Annotated in this window: 15 protein-coding genes; 7 read left to right on the top strand and 8 right to left on the bottom strand. The window is 66.7% G+C overall.

The features are described 5' to 3' along the window. Positions 1-15 precede the first annotated feature (15 nt). Positions 16-1,599 (bottom strand): HAMP domain-containing sensor histidine kinase, encoded by a 1,584-nt coding sequence (locus tag M1248_RS27720; RefSeq protein ID WP_317150361.1) that lies wholly within the window; start codon positions 1,597-1,599, stop codon positions 16-18. Continuing rightward, positions 1,577-2,281 carry a response regulator transcription factor gene (locus M1248_RS27715; RefSeq protein ID WP_083124249.1) on the bottom strand — a complete coding sequence of 235 codons (705 nt, stop codon included), beginning with the start codon at positions 2,279-2,281 and terminating at the stop codon, positions 1,577-1,579. The genes M1248_RS27720 and M1248_RS27715 overlap by 23 nt, the downstream gene beginning before the upstream one ends. Before the next feature lie 183 nt (positions 2,282-2,464). Here M1248_RS27715 and M1248_RS27710 point away from each other — a divergent pair, with 183 nt between their 5' ends. Then, positions 2,465-2,995, top strand: coding sequence for a hypothetical protein (locus tag M1248_RS27710; RefSeq protein WP_317150360.1), 531 nt, complete (start codon positions 2,465-2,467; stop codon positions 2,993-2,995). Positions 2,996-2,999: 4 nt separating this feature from the next. Here M1248_RS27710 and M1248_RS27705 read toward each other — a convergent pair whose 3' ends face one another. Further along, positions 3,000-3,230, bottom strand: a complete 231-nt coding sequence (locus M1248_RS27705) for a hypothetical protein (RefSeq protein ID WP_163730095.1) — start codon at positions 3,228-3,230, stop codon at positions 3,000-3,002. Positions 3,231-3,351: 121 nt separating this feature from the next. Further along, the gene (locus M1248_RS27700; protein WP_317150359.1) at positions 3,352-3,618 is read right to left on the bottom strand and encodes a hypothetical protein; all 267 of its coding nucleotides are present in this window, start codon (positions 3,616-3,618) and stop codon (positions 3,352-3,354) included. A gap of 184 nt (positions 3,619-3,802) precedes the next feature. Here M1248_RS27700 and M1248_RS27695 point away from each other — a divergent pair, with 184 nt between their 5' ends. From M1248_RS27695 to M1248_RS27680, 4 genes are read left to right on the top strand one after another with little or no spacing between them, the layout of a single operon-like run. Next, positions 3,803-4,780: an ABC transporter permease gene (locus M1248_RS27695; protein WP_317150358.1), complete on the top strand. Its 978-nt coding sequence runs from the start codon at positions 3,803-3,805 to the stop codon at positions 4,778-4,780. Then, positions 4,777-5,730, top strand: a complete 954-nt coding sequence (locus M1248_RS27690) for an ABC transporter permease (RefSeq protein WP_317150357.1) — start codon at positions 4,777-4,779, stop codon at positions 5,728-5,730. Before M1248_RS27695 ends, M1248_RS27690 begins: the two co-directional genes overlap by 4 nt. Next, positions 5,727-7,565 carry an ABC transporter ATP-binding protein gene (locus M1248_RS27685; RefSeq protein WP_317150356.1) on the top strand — a complete coding sequence of 613 codons (1,839 nt, stop codon included), beginning with the start codon at positions 5,727-5,729 and terminating at the stop codon, positions 7,563-7,565. The genes M1248_RS27690 and M1248_RS27685 overlap by 4 nt, the downstream gene beginning before the upstream one ends. Before the next feature lie 11 nt (positions 7,566-7,576). After that, complete coding sequence (locus M1248_RS27680) at positions 7,577-9,256, top strand: ABC transporter family substrate-binding protein (RefSeq protein WP_317150355.1); 1,680 nt, start codon at positions 7,577-7,579, stop codon at positions 9,254-9,256. On the opposite strand, the gene M1248_RS27675 is transcribed toward M1248_RS27680, so the two are convergent. After that, complete coding sequence (locus M1248_RS27675; RefSeq protein ID WP_163730100.1) at positions 9,246-10,508, bottom strand: alpha/beta fold hydrolase; 1,263 nt, start codon at positions 10,506-10,508, stop codon at positions 9,246-9,248. The genes M1248_RS27680 and M1248_RS27675 overlap by 11 nt on opposite strands. Positions 10,509-10,589: 81 nt before the next feature. On the opposite strand from M1248_RS27675, the gene M1248_RS27670 reads away from it, so the two are divergent. Beyond that, on the top strand, positions 10,590-11,003 hold the full coding sequence (locus M1248_RS27670; RefSeq protein WP_163730101.1) for a DUF1622 domain-containing protein: 414 nt from the start codon (positions 10,590-10,592) through the stop codon (positions 11,001-11,003). A 3-nt stretch (positions 11,004-11,006) separates the two neighbouring features. Here M1248_RS27670 and M1248_RS27665 read toward each other — a convergent pair whose 3' ends face one another. Further along, positions 11,007-12,542, bottom strand: coding sequence for a GMC family oxidoreductase (locus M1248_RS27665; protein ID WP_317150354.1), 1,536 nt, complete (start codon positions 12,540-12,542; stop codon positions 11,007-11,009). 196 nt (positions 12,543-12,738) lie between these two features. Between M1248_RS27665 and M1248_RS27660 the strand changes: the two genes are divergently transcribed. Beyond that, positions 12,739-13,545, top strand: coding sequence for a hypothetical protein (locus M1248_RS27660; RefSeq protein ID WP_317150353.1), 807 nt, complete (start codon positions 12,739-12,741; stop codon positions 13,543-13,545). Here M1248_RS27660 and M1248_RS27655 read toward each other — a convergent pair. Next, positions 13,542-16,187 carry an AAA family ATPase gene (locus M1248_RS27655; RefSeq protein ID WP_317150352.1) on the bottom strand — a complete coding sequence of 882 codons (2,646 nt, stop codon included), beginning with the start codon at positions 16,185-16,187 and terminating at the stop codon, positions 13,542-13,544. The two genes, M1248_RS27660 and M1248_RS27655, sit on opposite strands and share 4 nt — an antisense overlap. Beyond that, a complete protein-coding gene (locus M1248_RS27650; RefSeq protein WP_163730105.1) occupies positions 16,184-17,332 on the bottom strand; it encodes an exonuclease SbcCD subunit D in 1,149 nt (382 codons plus the stop codon). Before M1248_RS27650 ends, M1248_RS27655 begins: the two co-directional genes overlap by 4 nt. Positions 17,333-17,360: the final 28 nt, after the last annotated feature.

Below are 17,360 nucleotides of genomic sequence, written 5' to 3'. Positions count from 1 at the left end.
TCTTGTCTCGCCCGGCTAGGCCCCCGATTGGCTCGCGCTGTGGCTTGGCTGTGAATTGCCGGGCAAGGTCACGGTGAACACCGTCGCACCGGGCCCGCTGCGCACATCGATGGTGCCGCGATGCGCCTTGACCACGGCCGCGACGATCGCCAGCCCCAGGCCGGTGCTTCCGCCGCGCCGCGACCGCGAGGTGTCGCCGCGGGCGAATCGCTCGAAGATCTCGGGCTGCAGCCACTCGGGTATGCCCGGTCCGTCGTCGGCCACGGTCAGGACGACTTCGCCGGCCTCGGATTGCATCAGCGACGTCGTGACCGACGTGCCCGGCGGCGTATGGGTGCGCGCGTTGGCGAGCAGATTGGCCAGGACCTGGTGCAGTCGCGCTTCGTCACCGGTGACGACGACCGGTTCGTCGGGCAGGTCCAGCGACCATTCATGGCCGGGACCGGCGATGTGAGCATCGCTGACGGTGTCGACGATCAACCGCGAAAGATCCACCGACTCCTGCTGCAGAGGTCGCCCGGTGTCCAGACGGGCAAGCAAGAGCATGTCCTCGACGAGGCGCGTCATGCGCTCCGTCTCGGACTCGACCCGGTTCATCGCGTGCGCGACGTCGTCGGGTACGTCACCGCGCTTGCGTTGCGCCAGTTCGGTATACCCGCGGATCGCCGCGAGCGGCGTACGCAGTTCGTGACTCGCGTCGGCGACGAACTGACGCACCCGGGTCTCGCTGGCATGCCGGGCGGACAACGCGCCCGCAATGCGGTCGAGCATCCGGTTCAGCGACGAGCCGAGCTGCCCGATCTCGGTGTGCGCCGCCGCCGGGTCGACCTTGACGATCGGGGTCGGCAGGCGGACCTCGCCGCGGTCGAGTTCCAGGTCGGCGACCTGACGGGCTGCGGCGGAAACCGTTGACAGCGGGGCGAGTTGACGGCGAATGATGAGAAATCCCGCCGTGGTCCCGCCGAACAGCGCGAGGACGCCCACCACACTGAAGATGATCCCGACGGTGAGCAGGGTGTCATCCACTTCCGACGTCGGCAGGCCGGTGACGATCGTCTGGCCGGGCGGGTGCGCGCGCATTGCGATCACGCGGTAGCTGCCGAGGCCGTCTAAGTCGACGGTCTCCGGCGCCTCGTGAGGCTCGATGTGCGCCAGTTGTTCTGCCGCGGCGGAGCTGATCCGATCGCGGGTGCCGTCGGCCGTGATGACACCCGCGTTCAACGGCGTGCCGCGCGAGATCACCGCGCCGACCGTGCGCGCGGCCTGCCCCGGCGCGTTGAGGAAGGACGGTCCCGGTCCCATGTCGTCACGGATGATCATCCGTCCCGGAAAACCGGGAGGCGGCGGAAACCCGGGCGGCGGCGGGGGCGGACCGAACTCGAACAGGCCCGCGGAGCGCCTGGCGGTCTCCGCCAGCCGATCGTCGAGCTGGTTGGTCAGAAAATGTTGCAGCGCAATCATTGTGCCGACACCGATCCCAGCACACACCAACGCCAATAGCAGGATCTGGGACACGAGCAGCCGCGTGCGAAGCGACCAGGTGCGCGGTGAAAGCAGCCGGCTCCTGCTCGGTGGCTCAGCGTGCGGGTTTGAGGACATAACCGGCACCGCGCAGCGTATGGATCATCGGTTCGCGCCCGCTGTCGATTTTCTTGCGCAGATACGAGACATACAGCTCGACGATGTTCGACCTTCCGCCGAAGTCGTAGCTCCAGACACGGTCCAGGATCTGCGCCTTGCTCAGTACGCGTTTGGAATTGCGCATCATGAACCGCAACAGCTCGAACTCGGTGGCGGTCAACGTGATCAATTCACCCGCGCGGGTCACCTCGTGACTGTCCTCATCCAGCACCAGATCACCGACGACGACCTTCGCACCGCCCGCCTCGCTCGTGACCCCCGTGCGACGCAGCAGCGCGCGCAGTCGCAGCACCACCTCTTCGAGACTGAACGGCTTCGTCACGTAGTCATCGCCTCCCGCGGTCAGCCCGGCAATTCGATCCTCGACCGAATCCTTCGCTGTCAGCAGCAGCAACGGCAGCCCCGGAATCTGCTCGCGCAGCTGGTGCAGGACATCAAGCCCGCTCATGTCGGGCAGCATGACGTCGAGCACGACCACGTCGGGCGGGGTCTGGCGGGCCAGCGCAATGGCGGTTGCACCGTCGCCCGCTGTGGCGATCTCCCAGCCCTCATACCTCAGCGCCATCGACACCAACTCGGCGAGAACCGGTTCGTCGTCGACGACCAGGACATGGATGGGCCGACCGTCGGCCCGGCGCATGACGACGCGCGCGGGCTCCTGGTCGTTGACCGCCGAACCGCTGGAACTCGCCACGCCTCCATTATCGGCGGGAGTCGTGGGCGATCCCTGTGCGTTGTCTATGCGCCCGCTGTGAATGTTCGTGACACCAACCGCTGATCAGGTACACAGCCGCCACACATGTCGGTCATGCAGCGTGTACGTATGACGATCGACCAATCCACCGAGCCCGTCTGGGGTGCGTCGCCGCCCGCCCCGCCACGCTGGGGATTGCGAGAGACACTCGTCGCTGTGGGCGTGGCCGCCGTCATCGCCGGTTTCGGCGGTGCCGCCATATACGCGGCGACCGGATCGCCCGCTCAGCAGGCGTTCGGGCACGGCATGCCCGGCGGCCCACCAGGCGGTTTCACCTCAGCTCAGCATCTGGCCGGTGAGCCAAAGACGCTGCACGGCGAGTACGTCGTCGCAGATGGCGGCGGCTTCGCCACGAAGCTCACGCAGACCGGAACGGTGACGGCGATCTCGCCGACCGCCATCACGGTCGCAAGCGCCGACGGCTTCACGCAGACCTACGAGCTGCCGGCCGCGGCGCACACCGATCGAACGATCGCCGTTTCCGATCAGGTGTCGATCCAGGGCACCCGCGCCGGCCAGCTGACGACCGCCACGTCAGTGGACATACAGATAGGTCCCGGCGGTCCTGCCGGACCACCGGGACCTGCTCCGCGCAACTAGTCGCTTACGCCGTCGGTGCCGGCTCGGCCGTGACTTCGGGGACCGCCACCGACGTCTCGGGTTCGGGCGGCGCCGTCGTGGACGTCGTCGTCTCCCCGAGTGTGATCTCCGGACTCGGCACCTCGGTTTCTTCCTGGGCTGAGCTCACACCGGCCGCCACGCCCATGGCCCCCATGGTCAGCAACGCACCCGTTCCCAGCGTTGCCGCACCCAGTTTCAGCTGTTTCGATTTCACCTTGACCACTCCATTCGGTCTTCGGGAGCCACCTCGTCGCGGCTCGTCGAACAGTGCGCTGAAGGGTCGTCCTTGACCCCTACGACCCTTGGATAACCGGTGTGGAGAGGGGTGAAACGACCTACTTGGCGGCCTCCTCCTCGGACGGCAGCGGTGCGGGGCCCTTCATGATGGGCTTGGCGACCGCGACGGCGGGCGCGTTAGACGGTGTGGTCTGCGTGCTTGTCGAGCCGACGGTCATCGACGACGACTTCGCCACGGGGTCCCCCGTGTGTTCCTGAGCGACCATCAGGCCGATCGCAGCCATCGCGACGACCGCGCTGCCGCCGATCATGGCTGCACAGAGCCTCAGATCGGCGCGGGATTTGCTCTTGTGCTGATCATCCATTTCAACTGCCCCTCTGGTGTTGCCGGTCGCCCCTTCCTCGCGGCCACCGTCGAATAACTGCAGGTGACCATCAGTGAACGCGCCGAATCTGGAGACCCGCTGGCCGCCACGTGTGAGTTGTCCAAAGGTCGGCCACCCGAATCTCATAACCTGTGCGCATGCAGCGCACATGCGGACCGGACGGATGACGCGCTTTCTCGCGCGCCGGCTGCTCAACTACCTCGTGCTGCTGGCGCTGGCGTCGTTCGTGGCCTACGTTCTGGCCGCCTGGCAGTTCGACCCGCTCGAGAACCTCCTGAGTCGCAACCCGCGCCCGCCTGAAGCGGTCATCGAAGCCAAACGGGTCGAACTGAATCTCGACAGGCCACTGCTGGTTCAGTTCGGCCTGTGGGCCTCCGGCATCCTCCACGGAGATTTCGGCACCACCATCGCCGGCCAGCCCGTGACCGACGAGCTGTGGCGCCGTGTCGGTGTCAGTCTGCGACTGCTGGTCCTCGGTTCGGTGATCGGCACCGTCGCCGGCGTGGTCATCGGCGCGTGGGGCGCGATCCGCCAGTACCGCGTGAGCGACCGCGTCATCACCGCGCTGTCATTGTTGGTGATCAGCACTCCGTCGTTCGTGATGGCCACTCTGCTGATCCTGTCGGCGTTGGGCATCAACTCGGCGGTGGGCGTTCAACTTTTCGAGTTCACCGGCGAGACATCGCCGGACGCGGTCGGTGGTGCATGGAACCAGTTCGTCGATCGTCTCCAGCATCTCGTGCTGCCGACGCTCACCCTTGCGCTGGGAGGGATGGCCGGCTACAGCCGCTACCAACGCAACGCGATGCTCGACGTGCTCGGCCAGGACTTCATCCGCACTGCGCGGGCAAAGGGATTGACCCGTCGCAGAGCACTTTTCAAGCACGGGCTGCGCACGGCGCTGATCCCGATGGCGACGATGTTCGCCTACAGTTTCGCGGGACTGTTCACCGGAGCGGTTTTCGTCGAGAAGATCTTCGGATGGCACGGCATGGGTGAATGGTTCATTCAAGGCCTCAACACGCAGGACATCAACATCATCTCGGCCATCGTCGTGTTCGCCGGCGTGACGGTCCTGTTGGCCGGATTGCTGTCGGACATCATCTATGCCGCACTCGATCCGAGGGTGCGTGTGACATGACCGAACCCGTCATTCACGCCGGTTCGTCGCCCGCGACGGGCGAATCGTCGACGACCGCGAAGTCCGGTGTCGATGTCGCGTCCTTCGCGTCGAGGCGCACTCTGGTCCTGCGGCGGTTTGCGCGCAACAAGCCCGCCGTGGTGTCGATCGCGATACTCGTCCTTCTGTTCGTCGGCTGCTACGCCCTACCGCCGCTACTGCCCTACAGCTACAGCGATCTGGATTACTTCGCGCTGCAGCAACCGCCGAGCACCGATCACTGGTTCGGCACCAACGCACTCGGCCAGGACCTGTTGGCCCAAACTCTGCGTGGCATGCAGAAGTCGATGCTCATCGGTGTCTGTGTCGCGTTCATCTCCACCGTCATCGCGGCCACGGTCGGGACCATCGCGGGCTACTTCGGCGGCTGGCGCGATCGCACCCTGATGTGGATCGTCGACCTCATGCTGGTGATACCCAGCTTCCTGCTCGTCACCATCGTCGTGCAGCGCACCAAGGGCGATATCCTCTGGATGATCGTTCTGCTGTCCGTCTTCAGCTGGATGATCAGTTCGCGCATCGTGCGTGGTATGACGATGAGCCTGCGTGAACGCGAATTCGTCGTGGCCGCACGGTATATGGGCGTGAGCAATACGCGGATAATCCTGCGTCACATCATTCCGAACGTCGCCTCCATCATCATCATCGACACCGCGCTGAACGTCGGAATCGCGGTCCTCGCCGAGACCGCGCTGAGCTATCTGGGCTTCGGTGTGCAGCCGCCTGACGTGTCGCTGGGAACCCTCATCGCCAGTGGCACCCCGTCGGCAACGACCTTCCCGTGGCTGTTCCTGTTCCCCGCAGGTGCGCTCGTGTTGATCATCTTCTGCGCCAACCTCATCGGCGATGGCTTGCGCGACGCGCTCGACCCGGGCAGTAAAGCTCTGCGGCGGCGGAGGGTACGCAAATGAGCCTGCTCGAGGTGAGCGATCTGACGGTTGCCTTCCCCACCGACACCGACGTCGTCCATGCGGTGCGGGGAATGAACTTTCACGTCGACCCCCGAGAGGTCGTCGCGCTCGTCGGTGAATCGGGTGCCGGCAAGTCGGCCAGCGCGATGGCCGTCGTCGGCCTGCTACCCGAGTACGCCGCGGTGTCGGGTTCGGTTCGGTTGCAGGGCAACGAGCTCATCGGGCTTTCCGATCAAGAGATGTCGCAGATTCGCGGCAAGATCATCGGCACGGTGTTCCAGGACCCGATGTCGGCGCTCACGCCCGTCTACCCGGTCGGCGACCAGATCGCCGAAGCGATCGAGATCCACCAGCGAGACACCACCAGGCGGGCGGCGCGGGCTCGCGCCGTCGAGCTGCTCGATCTGGTCGGTATCGCCCAGCCGGATCAGCGGGCGCGGGCGTTTCCCCACGAACTGTCCGGCGGCGAGAGGCAGCGCCTGGTCATCGCCATCGCGATCGCCAACGATCCGGATCTGCTGATCTGCGACGAGCCGACGACTGCTTTGGACGTCACGGTGCAGGCGCAGATCCTCGACGTGCTCAAGACCGCACGCGACGTGACCGGCGCCGGCGTTCTGATCATCACCCACGACCTCGGGGTGGTCGCCGAGTTCGCGGACCGCGCCCTGGTGATGTACGCCGGACGGCCCGTCGAGATCGCGTCTGTCGAGGAGCTGTACGAGAACCGCCGAATGCCCTACACCGCCGGGCTTCTCGGATCGGTACCTCGCTTGGACGCCGCGCGGGGGGCGCGGCTGGTGCCGATACCGGGCGCCCCGCCCGCCATGGCCGCGCTACCGCCCGGCTGCCCGTTCGAGCCGCGCTGCCCGCTCGCCATCGACGACTGCCGCGCCAACGAACCGGAACTGCTCGAGATCGCACCGGACCACCGGGCCGCGTGCATCCGCACCGACGAGGTAGCCGGACGCAGTGCGGCGCAGATCTACGGCGTGTCCACCGAACCTCCCGACGCCGCCGATGATGATGCCGACCGCACAGTGGTGCTGCGGGTCCGGGACCTCGTCAAGACGTACAAGCTGACCAAGGGTGTGGTGTTCCGCAGGCAGGTCGGCGAGGTGCGCGCGGTCGACGGCATCAGTTTCGAGCTCGAGCAGGGCCGCACGCTCGGCATCGTCGGCGAGTCCGGTTCGGGTAAGTCGACCACGTTGCATCAGATCCTGGAATTGACCGCGCCGCAGTCGGGTTCGATCGAGGTGCTCGACACCGACGTCGCGACTCTCGATTCACGGTCCCGCCGTGCCCTGCGCGGCGATCTGCAGGCGGTGTTCCAGGACCCGGTGGCCTCGCTGGACCCACGGCTGCCGGTGTTCGAAGTGCTGGCAGAGCCGTTGAGCGCCAACGGTTTCGACAAGAGGACCATCGACGACAGGGTGGCCGAGCTACTCGGTATCGTCGGCTTGCGGCGGGAGGACGCCGCTCGCTACCCCGCTGAGTTCTCCGGTGGGCAGAAGCAGCGCATCGGTATCGCGCGTGCCCTGGCGCTGCAACCCAAGATCCTCGCCCTCGACGAGCCGGTTTCGGCGCTCGACGTGTCGATCCAGGCGGGCATCATCAACCTGCTGCTGGACCTGCAGCAGCAGTTCGGGCTGTCCTACCTGTTCGTGTCCCACGACCTTTCCGTGGTCAAGCATCTGGCCCACCGGGTGGCGGTGATGTACAAGGGCACGGTCGTCGAGCAGGGCGACGGTGACCAGGTGTTCAGCAGCCCGCAACACGAGTACACCCGCCGATTGCTCGCCGCGGTTCCGCAACCGGAGGTGAATCGCCGCTAGAGTCGGTCGGCATGAGCCTCCGACGCATCACTCAGGCCCTGGGCATGGCAACTGTAATCGCTGCCCTGACCCTGACCGCCTGCTCCGACAGCAACCAGGAGGCGCCATCGGCGGGCGGATCCGCCGAAGTCGGCAGCACCAACGACGTCAACCCGCAGGACGTCGCGAACCTGAAGCAGGGCGGCAACCTACGGCTGGCGCTGAACGACTTCCCGCCGAACTTCAACTCACTTCATATCGACGGCAACACCGGCGACGTTGCATCGATCGAACGCCCGACGATGCCGCGGGCATTCCGGATCGCCGCCGACGGCTCGGCCTCCGTCAACACCGACTACTTCACCAGCGTGGAGCTGACGAGCACCGACCCTCAGGTCGTCACGTACACCATCAATCCCAAAGCGGTGTGGAGCGACGGAACCCCGATCACCTGGGAGGACCTCCAGTCCCAGATCAACGCCACCAGCGGCAAGGACAAAGGTTTCGCGATCGCCGCCACCAATGGCAGCGATCGGGTCGAGAAGGTGGAACGCGGCGTCGACGATCGACAGGCCGTCATCACGTTTGCCAAGCCCTGGTCCGACTGGAAGGGCATGTTCGCGGGCAGCACCATGCTGCTGCCGAAGAGTTCGACGGCTACCCCGGAGGCGTTCAACCGAGCGCAGCTCAACGGGCCCGGCCCCTCTGCAGGTCCCTTCCTCATCTCCAACCTCGACCGCGGCGCGAAGCGGATCACGTTGACGCGCAACCCCAAATGGTGGGGTGAGGCACCGCTGCTGGACAGCATCACGTACCTGATCCTGGACGACGCCGCGCGCATCCCGGCACTGCAGAACAACACGATCGACGCCACCGGCCTCGCCACCCTCGACGAGATGGAGATCGCCAGGCGCACCAACGGCGTCGCCATCCGTCGCGCCCCGGGGCTGGGCTGGTATCACTTCACGTTCAACGGATCCCCGGACCGGATCCTGGCGGATCCAGCATTGCGACGCGCCGTCGCGCGAGGCATCGATCGCAACACCATTGCGGCGGTGGTCCAGCGGGGGCTCGCCGACAACCCGGTGCCGCTGAACAACCACATCTACGTCGCCGGCCAGGAGGGCTACCAGGACAACAGCGGCGTCGTCGCCTTCGATCCCGAAAAGGCGAAGCAGGAACTGGATGCGTTGGGTTGGCGGATGAACGGCCAGTTCCGCGAGAAGGACGGCAAGCAGCTGGTCATTCGCGATGTGCTCTTCGACTCGCTCGGGACGAGGCAGTATGCCCAGATCGCGCAGAACAACCTCGCCCAGATCGGCGTCAAGCTCGACCTCGACATCCGGCCCGCGGCGGGCTTCTTCACCGATTACGTCACGGTCGGCAACTTCGACATCGCCCAATTTTCTTGGAGCGGTGACGCTTTCCCGCTGTCAAGCCTTACCCAGATCTACCGCACGGGCGCGGAAAGTAACTTCGGCAACATCAGCAGCCCGGCGATCGACGCCAAAATCGAGGAGACAGTGAGCGAACTGGATCCCGCAAAAGCCCGCACGCTCGCCAACGAGTTGGACAAGCTGCTGTTCGAGGAGGTCTTCAGCCTTCCGCTGACGCAGTCGACCGGAAACGTCGCGGTGCGAAGCAATTTGGCGAACTTCGGCGCATTCGGCCTCGCCGACGCCAACTACTCGACGATCGGTTTCATGAAGTAGCCCGGCGCACGGTTCGGGGGATCGCCGCGGGCACCACAGATTCGAGGGCTGCTGCCGCCTCGATACCCCAGACCAAAGCGCGCACGCCGAGCCCGGCGGGTTTCGAATCCAGGGCGGCCTCGCGTTCGGGGAGTGTGTGGAACGTGCCGTCGTAGATCTCCTTGACGACGTCCAGGGCCGCGCTTTCGCGCAGGTCGACGATGCTGTGCCCCGCGGTCGCCAAGTTGACCAGGACCGCGTTCGGAATCAGCGACGCGACCCGCTGTGCCACCGTCGGCGGCGTGATCAGGTCACGACCTCCCGAGATCACCACCGTCGGCCAGGTGAAGTTCGGCATCTGGGCGACCAGATCGAAGGGCTCGGCATCGAATTCTGTTGTGCCTGTGTCAGCTTCGCGATATGCCACGGCAGGGTCGAACGGCTTGCCGTCAGGTGTCGCGCCATAGTTCAGCTCGCGGTATGCGATGCGGTTGACGAGGTCGGGCTCGTTTCGGTATGGCGCCTTGCGTTCCAGCACCAGCCGGGTGGCGTGGGCCATGCCCGACCACAGCCAGTGCTTGCCGGTAAGTAGCAGATCCAGTTGACGCCGCAGCAGCGCGGGTCCGGCTAGGCCGTAGACGGCGATCGCCAGCTGGGTGGCTGCCGGCGTCAACTGGTTGTCGCCGACCAACCGTCGCACCTTGGGCGCCAGGTCTGCGGTCTCGGGGTCCTCGCCGTTCCAGAGCAGGCTGCGGGCCGCCTCGCGGACCGCGTCGATGTCCTGGGCGGACAGCACAGGTGAGTCGAGGACCATGGCGTGCACCCGCTGAGGATGGCGAACGCCGAATCCCGCTGCGAGATAGGTGCCGTAAGAGGTGCCGTAGACGACCGCTTTGTCGACGCCCGCATCGTCGAGTACCGCGGCCACGTCGTCGACGGCCTGGCCGATCGTCAACGCTTCCGGCGGGAGGTCGGCGCCGCGATCGTCGTGGCGGGACAGGCCGACACCGCGGTGCTCGACCATGATGACGTCCAGGCCCTCAGCGGCTGCGCGACGGCGGAAGCCCCGGTACAGCGCGACCGATGCCGCTCCGGGTCCGCCCGGGATCACGACCAGCGGATGAGCAGACTTGCGCCCGGCGCGCACGTAGTAGAGGTCGAACTCCTCGTCTGCGCCGTCCTGGCCGCTGCCCACCGGCCGCCGGACGGCGCGAACACCGGGGAGCGCCGCGAGTTTGTCGTGCGCGCGCCGGCGTTTGGCGTTCATGGTCATCGCGTTACATTCTGCCCGTTGCGCGCCCATCTTCTATAGAGTCGCGGGACGAATCGAACACCCCACGGGAGCCGAGGCAGCGTGCGGACACAGGAGTTCTTCGAGCGGGCGACGCAGGCGTTCGAAGTGCTCGGCGTGCTGTCGATGATCATCGGGTTCGCGTTCGCGTTCGGACTTTCGCTGATCACCTGGAGGCGCACCAAGAGCGGCGGTCGGGCGTTCAAGACGCTGCGGCAATCCCTGGGTGGAGCAATTCTTCTCGGCCTCGAGCTGCTCGTGGCGGCCGACATCGTCAAGACCGTGACGTCGACGCCCTCGCTCACCGACGCCGCCGTTCTAGGGATGATCGTCCTCATCAGGACGGTGCTGAGCATCACCATCGAGATCGAAGTCGACGGTGTCGCACCGTGGCGCAAGGCGCTACGCACCGGCCCCGAGGTGCTGACCAGTGCGGCCCGTAACGCCATGAGCTCGCAGCCCGACTCTCCCGCCTAGCGCTCAGGAGCGGATGAGGTCCGCGGCCTTCTCGCCGATCAGCACGCTGGGCGCATGGGTGTGCCCCCGGATGATCGTCGGCATCACCGATGCGTCCGCGACCCGCAGGCCCTCGACCCCACGGACGCGCAACTGCGGGTCGACGACGCTGGCGTCGTCGCCACCCATGCGGCAGGTGCCGACGGGGTGATAGAGCGTGTGCGACAACGAGTTCAGCGCGCGGTCCAACGTTTCGTCGTCGAGGTTCGTGGCGTTCAGCGGCCTGGCGATCTTGCCGATGATGCCGTTCAGCGCGGGTGACTTCGCGATGGTCGCGCACATCCGCAGGCCGGCCATCAGCGCGTCGCGATCCGCGCCGGCCGAGTCGGTCAGGTACCGCGGATCGATGATCGGCTTGTCCTTGGGATTCGAGGACCGCAAGGTGATGGTGCCGCTGCTGTACGGCTTCAACAAGATCGGGCCCATCACGACCGCATGGCCCGGATACGGGTCGCCGAGGCCTTCCTCGAAGTACGGTGCCGGCGCGAATATCAGCTCCAGATCGGGCAATTCGAGATCGGCGCGGCTCTTCACGAAGCCGTACGCCTCACCGACGTTTGATGTGAGCATGCCGCGCCTGCGAATCAAGTAGTTGAGCAGTTCCAGCGGCTTCTCGGCCGCGAACAAAGTGTCATTCGGCACGTCGAATCCCAGCGGCACCACCAGGTGATCGAGCAGATTGGCGCCGACGTCCGGCGACTCGGCGACCACGTCGATGCCGTGCTCGGTGAGCTGATCGCGGTCACCGATTCCGGAGAGCATCAGCAGCTGCGGGCTGTTGATCGCGCCTCCGCACAGCACCACCTCGCGTTTTGCCCGCACCACCTGCTTGCGTCCGTCTTTCTCGAACTCGACCCCGGCTGCGCGTTGCCCGTCGAACAGCACTTTCGTGGCGGTGGCTTCGGTCAGCAGCGTCAGGTTCGGACGTTTGACCGCAGGCTTCAGGTAAGCGTCCGCGGTGCTCCACCGCGCCCCGCGGCGCTGTGTGACGTGGGTTTCGCAGAAGCCCTGCGGCTCATCTTGATTGGGCTCTTCGATGCGGTAGCCGCATTCCTGGACGGCCTTGAGCCATGCGGCCGTGGACGACCGGGGGCTTCGTTGACGAGCGATCGACAGCGGGCCGCTTTCAATGCGGCGCAGATACGGTTCCAGATTCGCGTAGCTCCACTGCTCGCCGGCGGCGGCACCCCACTCGTCGTAGTCGGCGGCGAATCCGCGGACCCACATCATCGCGTTCATCGACGACGAGCCGCCGAGCATTCTGCCTCGCGGCCAATAGATCTCGCGCCCGTCGAGCTCTTTCTGAGGCTCCGTGAGATAGTCCCAGTCCATCGGGGTGCGCATCAGCTTCGAGAAGCCCGCGGGGATGTGAACAAATTTGTCTTTATCCTTCGGCCCGGCTTCGAGCACCACGACCGCAGCGGCCGGATCCGCACTCAGACGATTGGCCACCACCGATCCGGCAGAGCCCGTTCCCACAACGATGTAGTCGGCGTCCACCCGCCGGAGTCTATGAGTCCAGCGACCGCGATGCGGTCGATTGCCCGCGTCACTATGTGGGGCGACCTTATCCGGGCGTTCGAGCGTTCCCGGGTACAAAGAACGCAAATTGACGCCCAGCAACCGCGTGATGCACGAGGATGTAGCCGGCGACCAGCAGCACCTTCGAACCGCCCTCGCACTTCGGAGCCATCGGATGGAACCCCAGCCACCCGCCGCGGAACCCCAGGCTGTGCCCCCTGCCTATCGTCTTCATCCTCCCACCGGCGTCACCTGGGCTACCGCGCTTGGGGGCTTCGCTGCAGGCGGCATCCTGCTCGGGTTCAACTACTGGAAATGGCGCCAGAAGGCTGCCGCCGCGACCGTCGTCGCCGCGGGATTCGTCGCGTTCTCGGTCGTCGCCTGGCTGGCGCTGATCACGCCCGCGAGTGTGCCCGCCGTCGTCTTCCTTGTGCCGCAGCTGCTCGGTGGATACTTTGTCGCGAAATGGCTGCAGGGCCGCCGCTTCGATGCACACGTCGCCGCCGGCGGCGGAAAGATCTCGTCCGGGGTCGGTGCGGCGATCGGCCTGGGGTTCGGCGCGTTGATGCTCGGCGCTTTCGCCATCTGGTTCTTGAGCACGGGCATCAATCCCAAGGCGCTGCTCGACACGCAGGAGTCCGTCGACTTCGGCCACGGCCAGCATGTCTTCTACTCTCGCGGCGCCTCGCGCGAAGCCGCCCAGGACTTCGGTGAAGCCCTGACAAGGGGCCGCTACTTCGATGGCACCGTCGCCACCGAGGTGTGGATCGCCGGGCAGCCCGGCAAGCGGGAGATCTCGTTCGTCGGCGCCGAAGGTGCCTGGGATGACCCAGTCAACGTGGATTACATGCACGAGTTGACGGAATACATCGTGGCCGACATCGGCGGAAAGCCCGTAACGGTGCTGCTGCTCGACGAACGGTTGTATGAGAAGAAGCGGTGCCGATTGGATACGGCATGGACTTGTTCGCCGAACCCTTAGGTGGTCAGCGCGATGTGGTGGGCGCCGTCGACCGCGGCATAGCGCTGCGGACTGCACGTCAGCACGATCACCTGACCGTCACCGCCGACCGCGTTGAACACCGCACCCATCTTGACGAGCCGATCGGCGTCGGTGAAGCCCAGGGCGTCGTCGATCACCACGGGGACGGTGTCCTCCTTGGCCACCAGCGCCGCGCCGGCGAGCCGCGCGACGATGCCCAGCTGCTCCTTCGCTCCGCCGGACAACGACTCGTACGGGACCGTGCGGCCTGACAGCGTGCGGCTGCGGATCTTCAGGTCGCTGTCGACGTCGACCTCGAAACTGTCGCCGAAGACCAGCCGACCGAGGCGTTCCACCTCGCTGCGGAACGGATCGACGTAGCGCAGCCGGGTCGCATCGCGGTGACGGGTGATCACCGACCGCAGCAGTTCCGCCGCGCGGGCGCGACGTTGCACCCGCAGGTAGTCGGCCTCGGCGTGTTCACGTTCGGTTTCGGCGGCGTCCAGCTGCCCTTTGCGCCCCTCGGTGCCGTACACCTTCAGCTGCGTCTTCACCTCGCGCAGCGCCTCGACCACCTCGTCATGGGCGCGACCCAGCGCTTCGGCGTTCCGGGCGGCCTCGCTGAGCGCGGTGGCGACGGCGTCGGGTGCCGCGCCCGCCAGCTCGTCGCGGAGCTCGGCGACGAGAATGTTCGCGCGCCGCGCCTCCTCCTCGTGCGCCTCGGCTTTGACGGCGAGCTCCGCGTCGGTGGCCGCCGCGCGCTGTCGCGCGAGTTCCTCACGCGCCAGCATGATCTGGCCCTGTTCGGTGACGAGCTTGTCGCGCACCAGCGCGACGCAGGTCTCGCGCTCCCCCAGTTGTTTTGCCGCCGCCTCAGCGACCTTGCGGTGTTTGTCCCCCTCGGCGATGGCCTGGGTGACGGCGACCGTCGCCGACTCGAGTTCGGCACGTGCCGCGACGGGGTCGATTCCGAACAGGTCCGCGGTAGCGGGTTGGCGCGCGGTCAACTCGGCCAGCCGGGTCCGCAACTGCTCGGCCGACGCGTCGCCGGTCAGGGCCTCGATCCGGGTGACCAGCCGATCCCGGGTCGTCATCAATTGTTGACGCCGCTCGTCGAGGGTGCGCGCCGCGGCCAGGTCGGCGACGCCGCCCGTCGCCAGGGCTGTCGACAGAACCTCTTGGGCGGCAGCCAGTTTCGCCTGTGTCTCCGATGCCGGTGTGCCCGGGGCAACGCGCGCGGTCAGAACACCCGGGACTTCGAACTCGGTCTCTGCGCTGACACTCGTCGACCACGACCCGCCCGCGGCAAGGATGTGCGATTCGCCGCCGAGGCGCACCTCGATGTCGCCGATCGCGACCAGTTCGACGTGCGCCGACATCAGCTCGACCTGACCCGTTGCCACGTCAACCGCAGACTTCGCGACCTCGATGGCCCGCATGCCCTCGGCCGTCAGCGCGATGCCGGCGAGCTCGGCCTCGGTGCGCTCCAGATCGCGTTGCGCCCCTACGATCTTGGCCAGCAGCGAAGAAACCCGGTCGGCTTCGTCGCGCGCAACCAGTTGGTCGACGCTTCGGCGGGCCGCCTCGGCGCGCACCTGGGCGGTAGCCATCGCCGCCCGCGCCTGCTCGGCCACGACCTCGGCCGCCTGCTGCACCTCGGCGGCGGTGGCCAGCTCCTCCGCCGCCGCTGCGGCCGACGCTTCGAGATCGACGATGGCGGCGGCCCGCGCATCGATCTGCTCGGCCAACTTGCGCCGCTCGTTGACCGCAGCGACCGACGTGGCGCGGATGGCGTCCGCGGCGGATGCGACCTGCTCGGCCTGCTTGAGCTGGCCGGCGAGCGCGGCGACGGCCTCGGCGGCAGTCTGCGCAGCGACGAGTTGCTTATCGGCGTCGACGCGTTCGGCGGTCAGCCGCTCCAGCTGCGGGGTGAGCTCGGCATGACGCCGGACCGCGTCGTCGACCTCCGCCATCGCAGCCGCGCAGCGGGCCAGTTCCTGGTCGGCGGCGCGCAGCCGGTTCGTCGCCGCAGCCCACTGTCCGGTGGGACGACCAGTTCGGGTGAAGTAGTCGAGGTACTCGGCCTCGACCCGGTCGATCAACAACGCGTCGGTGCCGTTGCCGGCCGCGGGCTGCGCCTCCGACACACCGGTGGCCTCGCCCGCGGCGACGTCGAGCGCACGTGACAGCGCATCGCAGCCGGAAAGATCCACCACCGAGGTGGACGCGGACTGCAACACGCGCTGGGCCTGCCACAGACAGGTGTCGACGGTCTCGGTCAGCATCGCCCGAACCCGCTCGTGCGCCTCATCGCCGGTGAGCTGCTCGCGGCGCGGCGCCAGGACCGTCAACTCGGTCTCGGCCCGCTTGTGAAACCGCTTGCGGTACACGAACCGATAAGGGCCGGTGGAGATTTCGGCGGTGATCTCGGCGCCGACGTCCGCGTGCGTCGGCTTGACCTGCTTGACCTCTTTCTTCGACGAGCGGTCCTTGGATTCCAGAAGCAGGTCCAGCGCCTCGATCATCGACGACTTGCCGATCTCGTTGGCGCCGCTGACGACCACCACGCCGCGGTCGGGGAACTCGATCTCGCGGTGCGTGATGCCGCGGTAATTGGTCAAGACCATGCGGTGCAGTTTCACGCCACTCCCCTGTCCGCCAGGCGCAGCAGCAACGCGAGTGCCGAACGCGCAGCGTCGGCGTCATCGCCGTCCGCCCTTGCCGCGGTGACCAACTCGTCGACCGCGGCCGCCGCGAATCCGCCGATCCCGAGGTTGTCGAACTCCCCGTCAGCGGGTGTCACTACGATGTCGGACTGCTTGTCCCACACGGTAAGTGCGGCGAACAGACGCGCGTACTTGTCCAGACATGCATCGAGCGCGGCCTTGTCGGTCACCGTCAGAGAACCTGTCAGCCCGATTCGGACGACGGTACGGTCCTTGTCCGGCATCAGATCCAGATTCAGGTCCAGGTCGGCGATGTCGCGGCTGTCGTCCACCGAGCGGCGCAGCGTCACGAACCGCCACCGGCCCACCGTGTGGGGCTGGACCTGCACCGGCGCGTCAGGGTGGGCTTCGTCGAGGTCGACCACCAGCACATGACCTGGATCGGTTTCAATGTCGTCGTAGTTGGTCACTTCCGGCGACCCCGAGTACCAGATTCGCCCGGTGGAACCGACCTGCATACGAGAGTGCTTGTCGCCCAACGCCGCATAGTGCACGGCGCCACGGACGATGGCTGCCTCCAGTGCCGCCAGCCGGATCAGCGACGGCCGGTCCTTGTCGGGAACGAAGATGTCGACGCCGCCGTGGCCGACCACGATACGGGCGGTTCCGTCGGCAGGCAGGTCGTCGAGTACGGAGGCCACCGGGTCTGCACACGGAGCCTTGGACGTCCACGGCGCCGCGACGAGCTCCAAGCCGGGCCGCACCACGTGCACACCGGACCGGTCGAGAACCGTCACGTTGTCCGGACACTCCGCAACGAACAGCGGGCTGGTGTAGACCGACGAGGCATCCAGCGGATCGTGATTGCCCGGCAGAAGATACACAGGAACGCCGATGGCGCGCATTGCTTCCAGCGACTGGCTGACGTCCCTCGGCGCGAGTTGGTTGTGCTCGAACACGTCGCCCGCCACGACCACGAACTCGGCTCCGGTATCGGCCGCGAGCTCCTTCAGACCCGCCACGGCGTCACGGCGCGCAGCCGAATAGCGCGGCTGCGCCTCGCCGTTGAGGAAGTAGCGGGTCATGCCGAGCTGCCAGTCGGCGGTGTGTATGAACCGCATCTCGGACCCTCCCTTCACTCGCCGCGGC

Origin of the sequence: Mycobacterium sp. 29Ha, assembly GCF_032883055.1 — a bacterium.
Lineage (GTDB): Bacteria > Actinomycetota > Actinomycetes > Mycobacteriales > Mycobacteriaceae > Mycobacterium > Mycobacterium gallinarum.
This window is presented reverse-complemented; position numbering and strand designations above follow the sequence as displayed.

Bases quoted from the DNA above. Each gene is read 5' to 3' on its own strand.
- M1248_RS27685 (WP_317150356.1), top strand. From the start codon at position 5,727: ATGAGCCTGCTCGAGGTGAGCGATCTGACGGTTGCCTTCCCCACCGAC.
- M1248_RS27680 (WP_317150355.1), top strand. From the start codon at position 7,577: ATGAGCCTCCGACGCATCACTCAGGCCCTGGGCATGGCAACTGTAATC.
- M1248_RS27690 (WP_317150357.1), top strand. From the start codon at position 4,777: ATGACCGAACCCGTCATTCACGCCGGTTCGTCGCCCGCGACGGGCGAA.
- M1248_RS27710 (WP_317150360.1), top strand. From the start codon at position 2,465: ATGACGATCGACCAATCCACCGAGCCCGTCTGGGGTGCGTCGCCGCCC.
- M1248_RS27675 (WP_163730100.1), bottom strand. From the start codon at position 10,508: ATGACCATGAACGCCAAACGCCGGCGCGCGCACGACAAACTCGCGGCG.
- M1248_RS27700 (WP_317150359.1), bottom strand. From the start codon at position 3,618: ATGGATGATCAGCACAAGAGCAAATCCCGCGCCGATCTGAGGCTCTGT.
- M1248_RS27660 (WP_317150353.1), top strand. From the start codon at position 12,739: ATGGAACCCCAGCCACCCGCCGCGGAACCCCAGGCTGTGCCCCCTGCC.
- M1248_RS27715 (WP_083124249.1), bottom strand. From the start codon at position 2,281: ATGCGCCGGGCCGACGGTCGGCCCATCCATGTCCTGGTCGTCGACGAC.
- M1248_RS27695 (WP_317150358.1), top strand. From the start codon at position 3,803: ATGACGCGCTTTCTCGCGCGCCGGCTGCTCAACTACCTCGTGCTGCTG.
- M1248_RS27720 (WP_317150361.1), bottom strand. From the start codon at position 1,599: ATGTCCTCAAACCCGCACGCTGAGCCACCGAGCAGGAGCCGGCTGCTT.
- M1248_RS27650 (WP_163730105.1), bottom strand. From the start codon at position 17,332: ATGCGGTTCATACACACCGCCGACTGGCAGCTCGGCATGACCCGCTAC.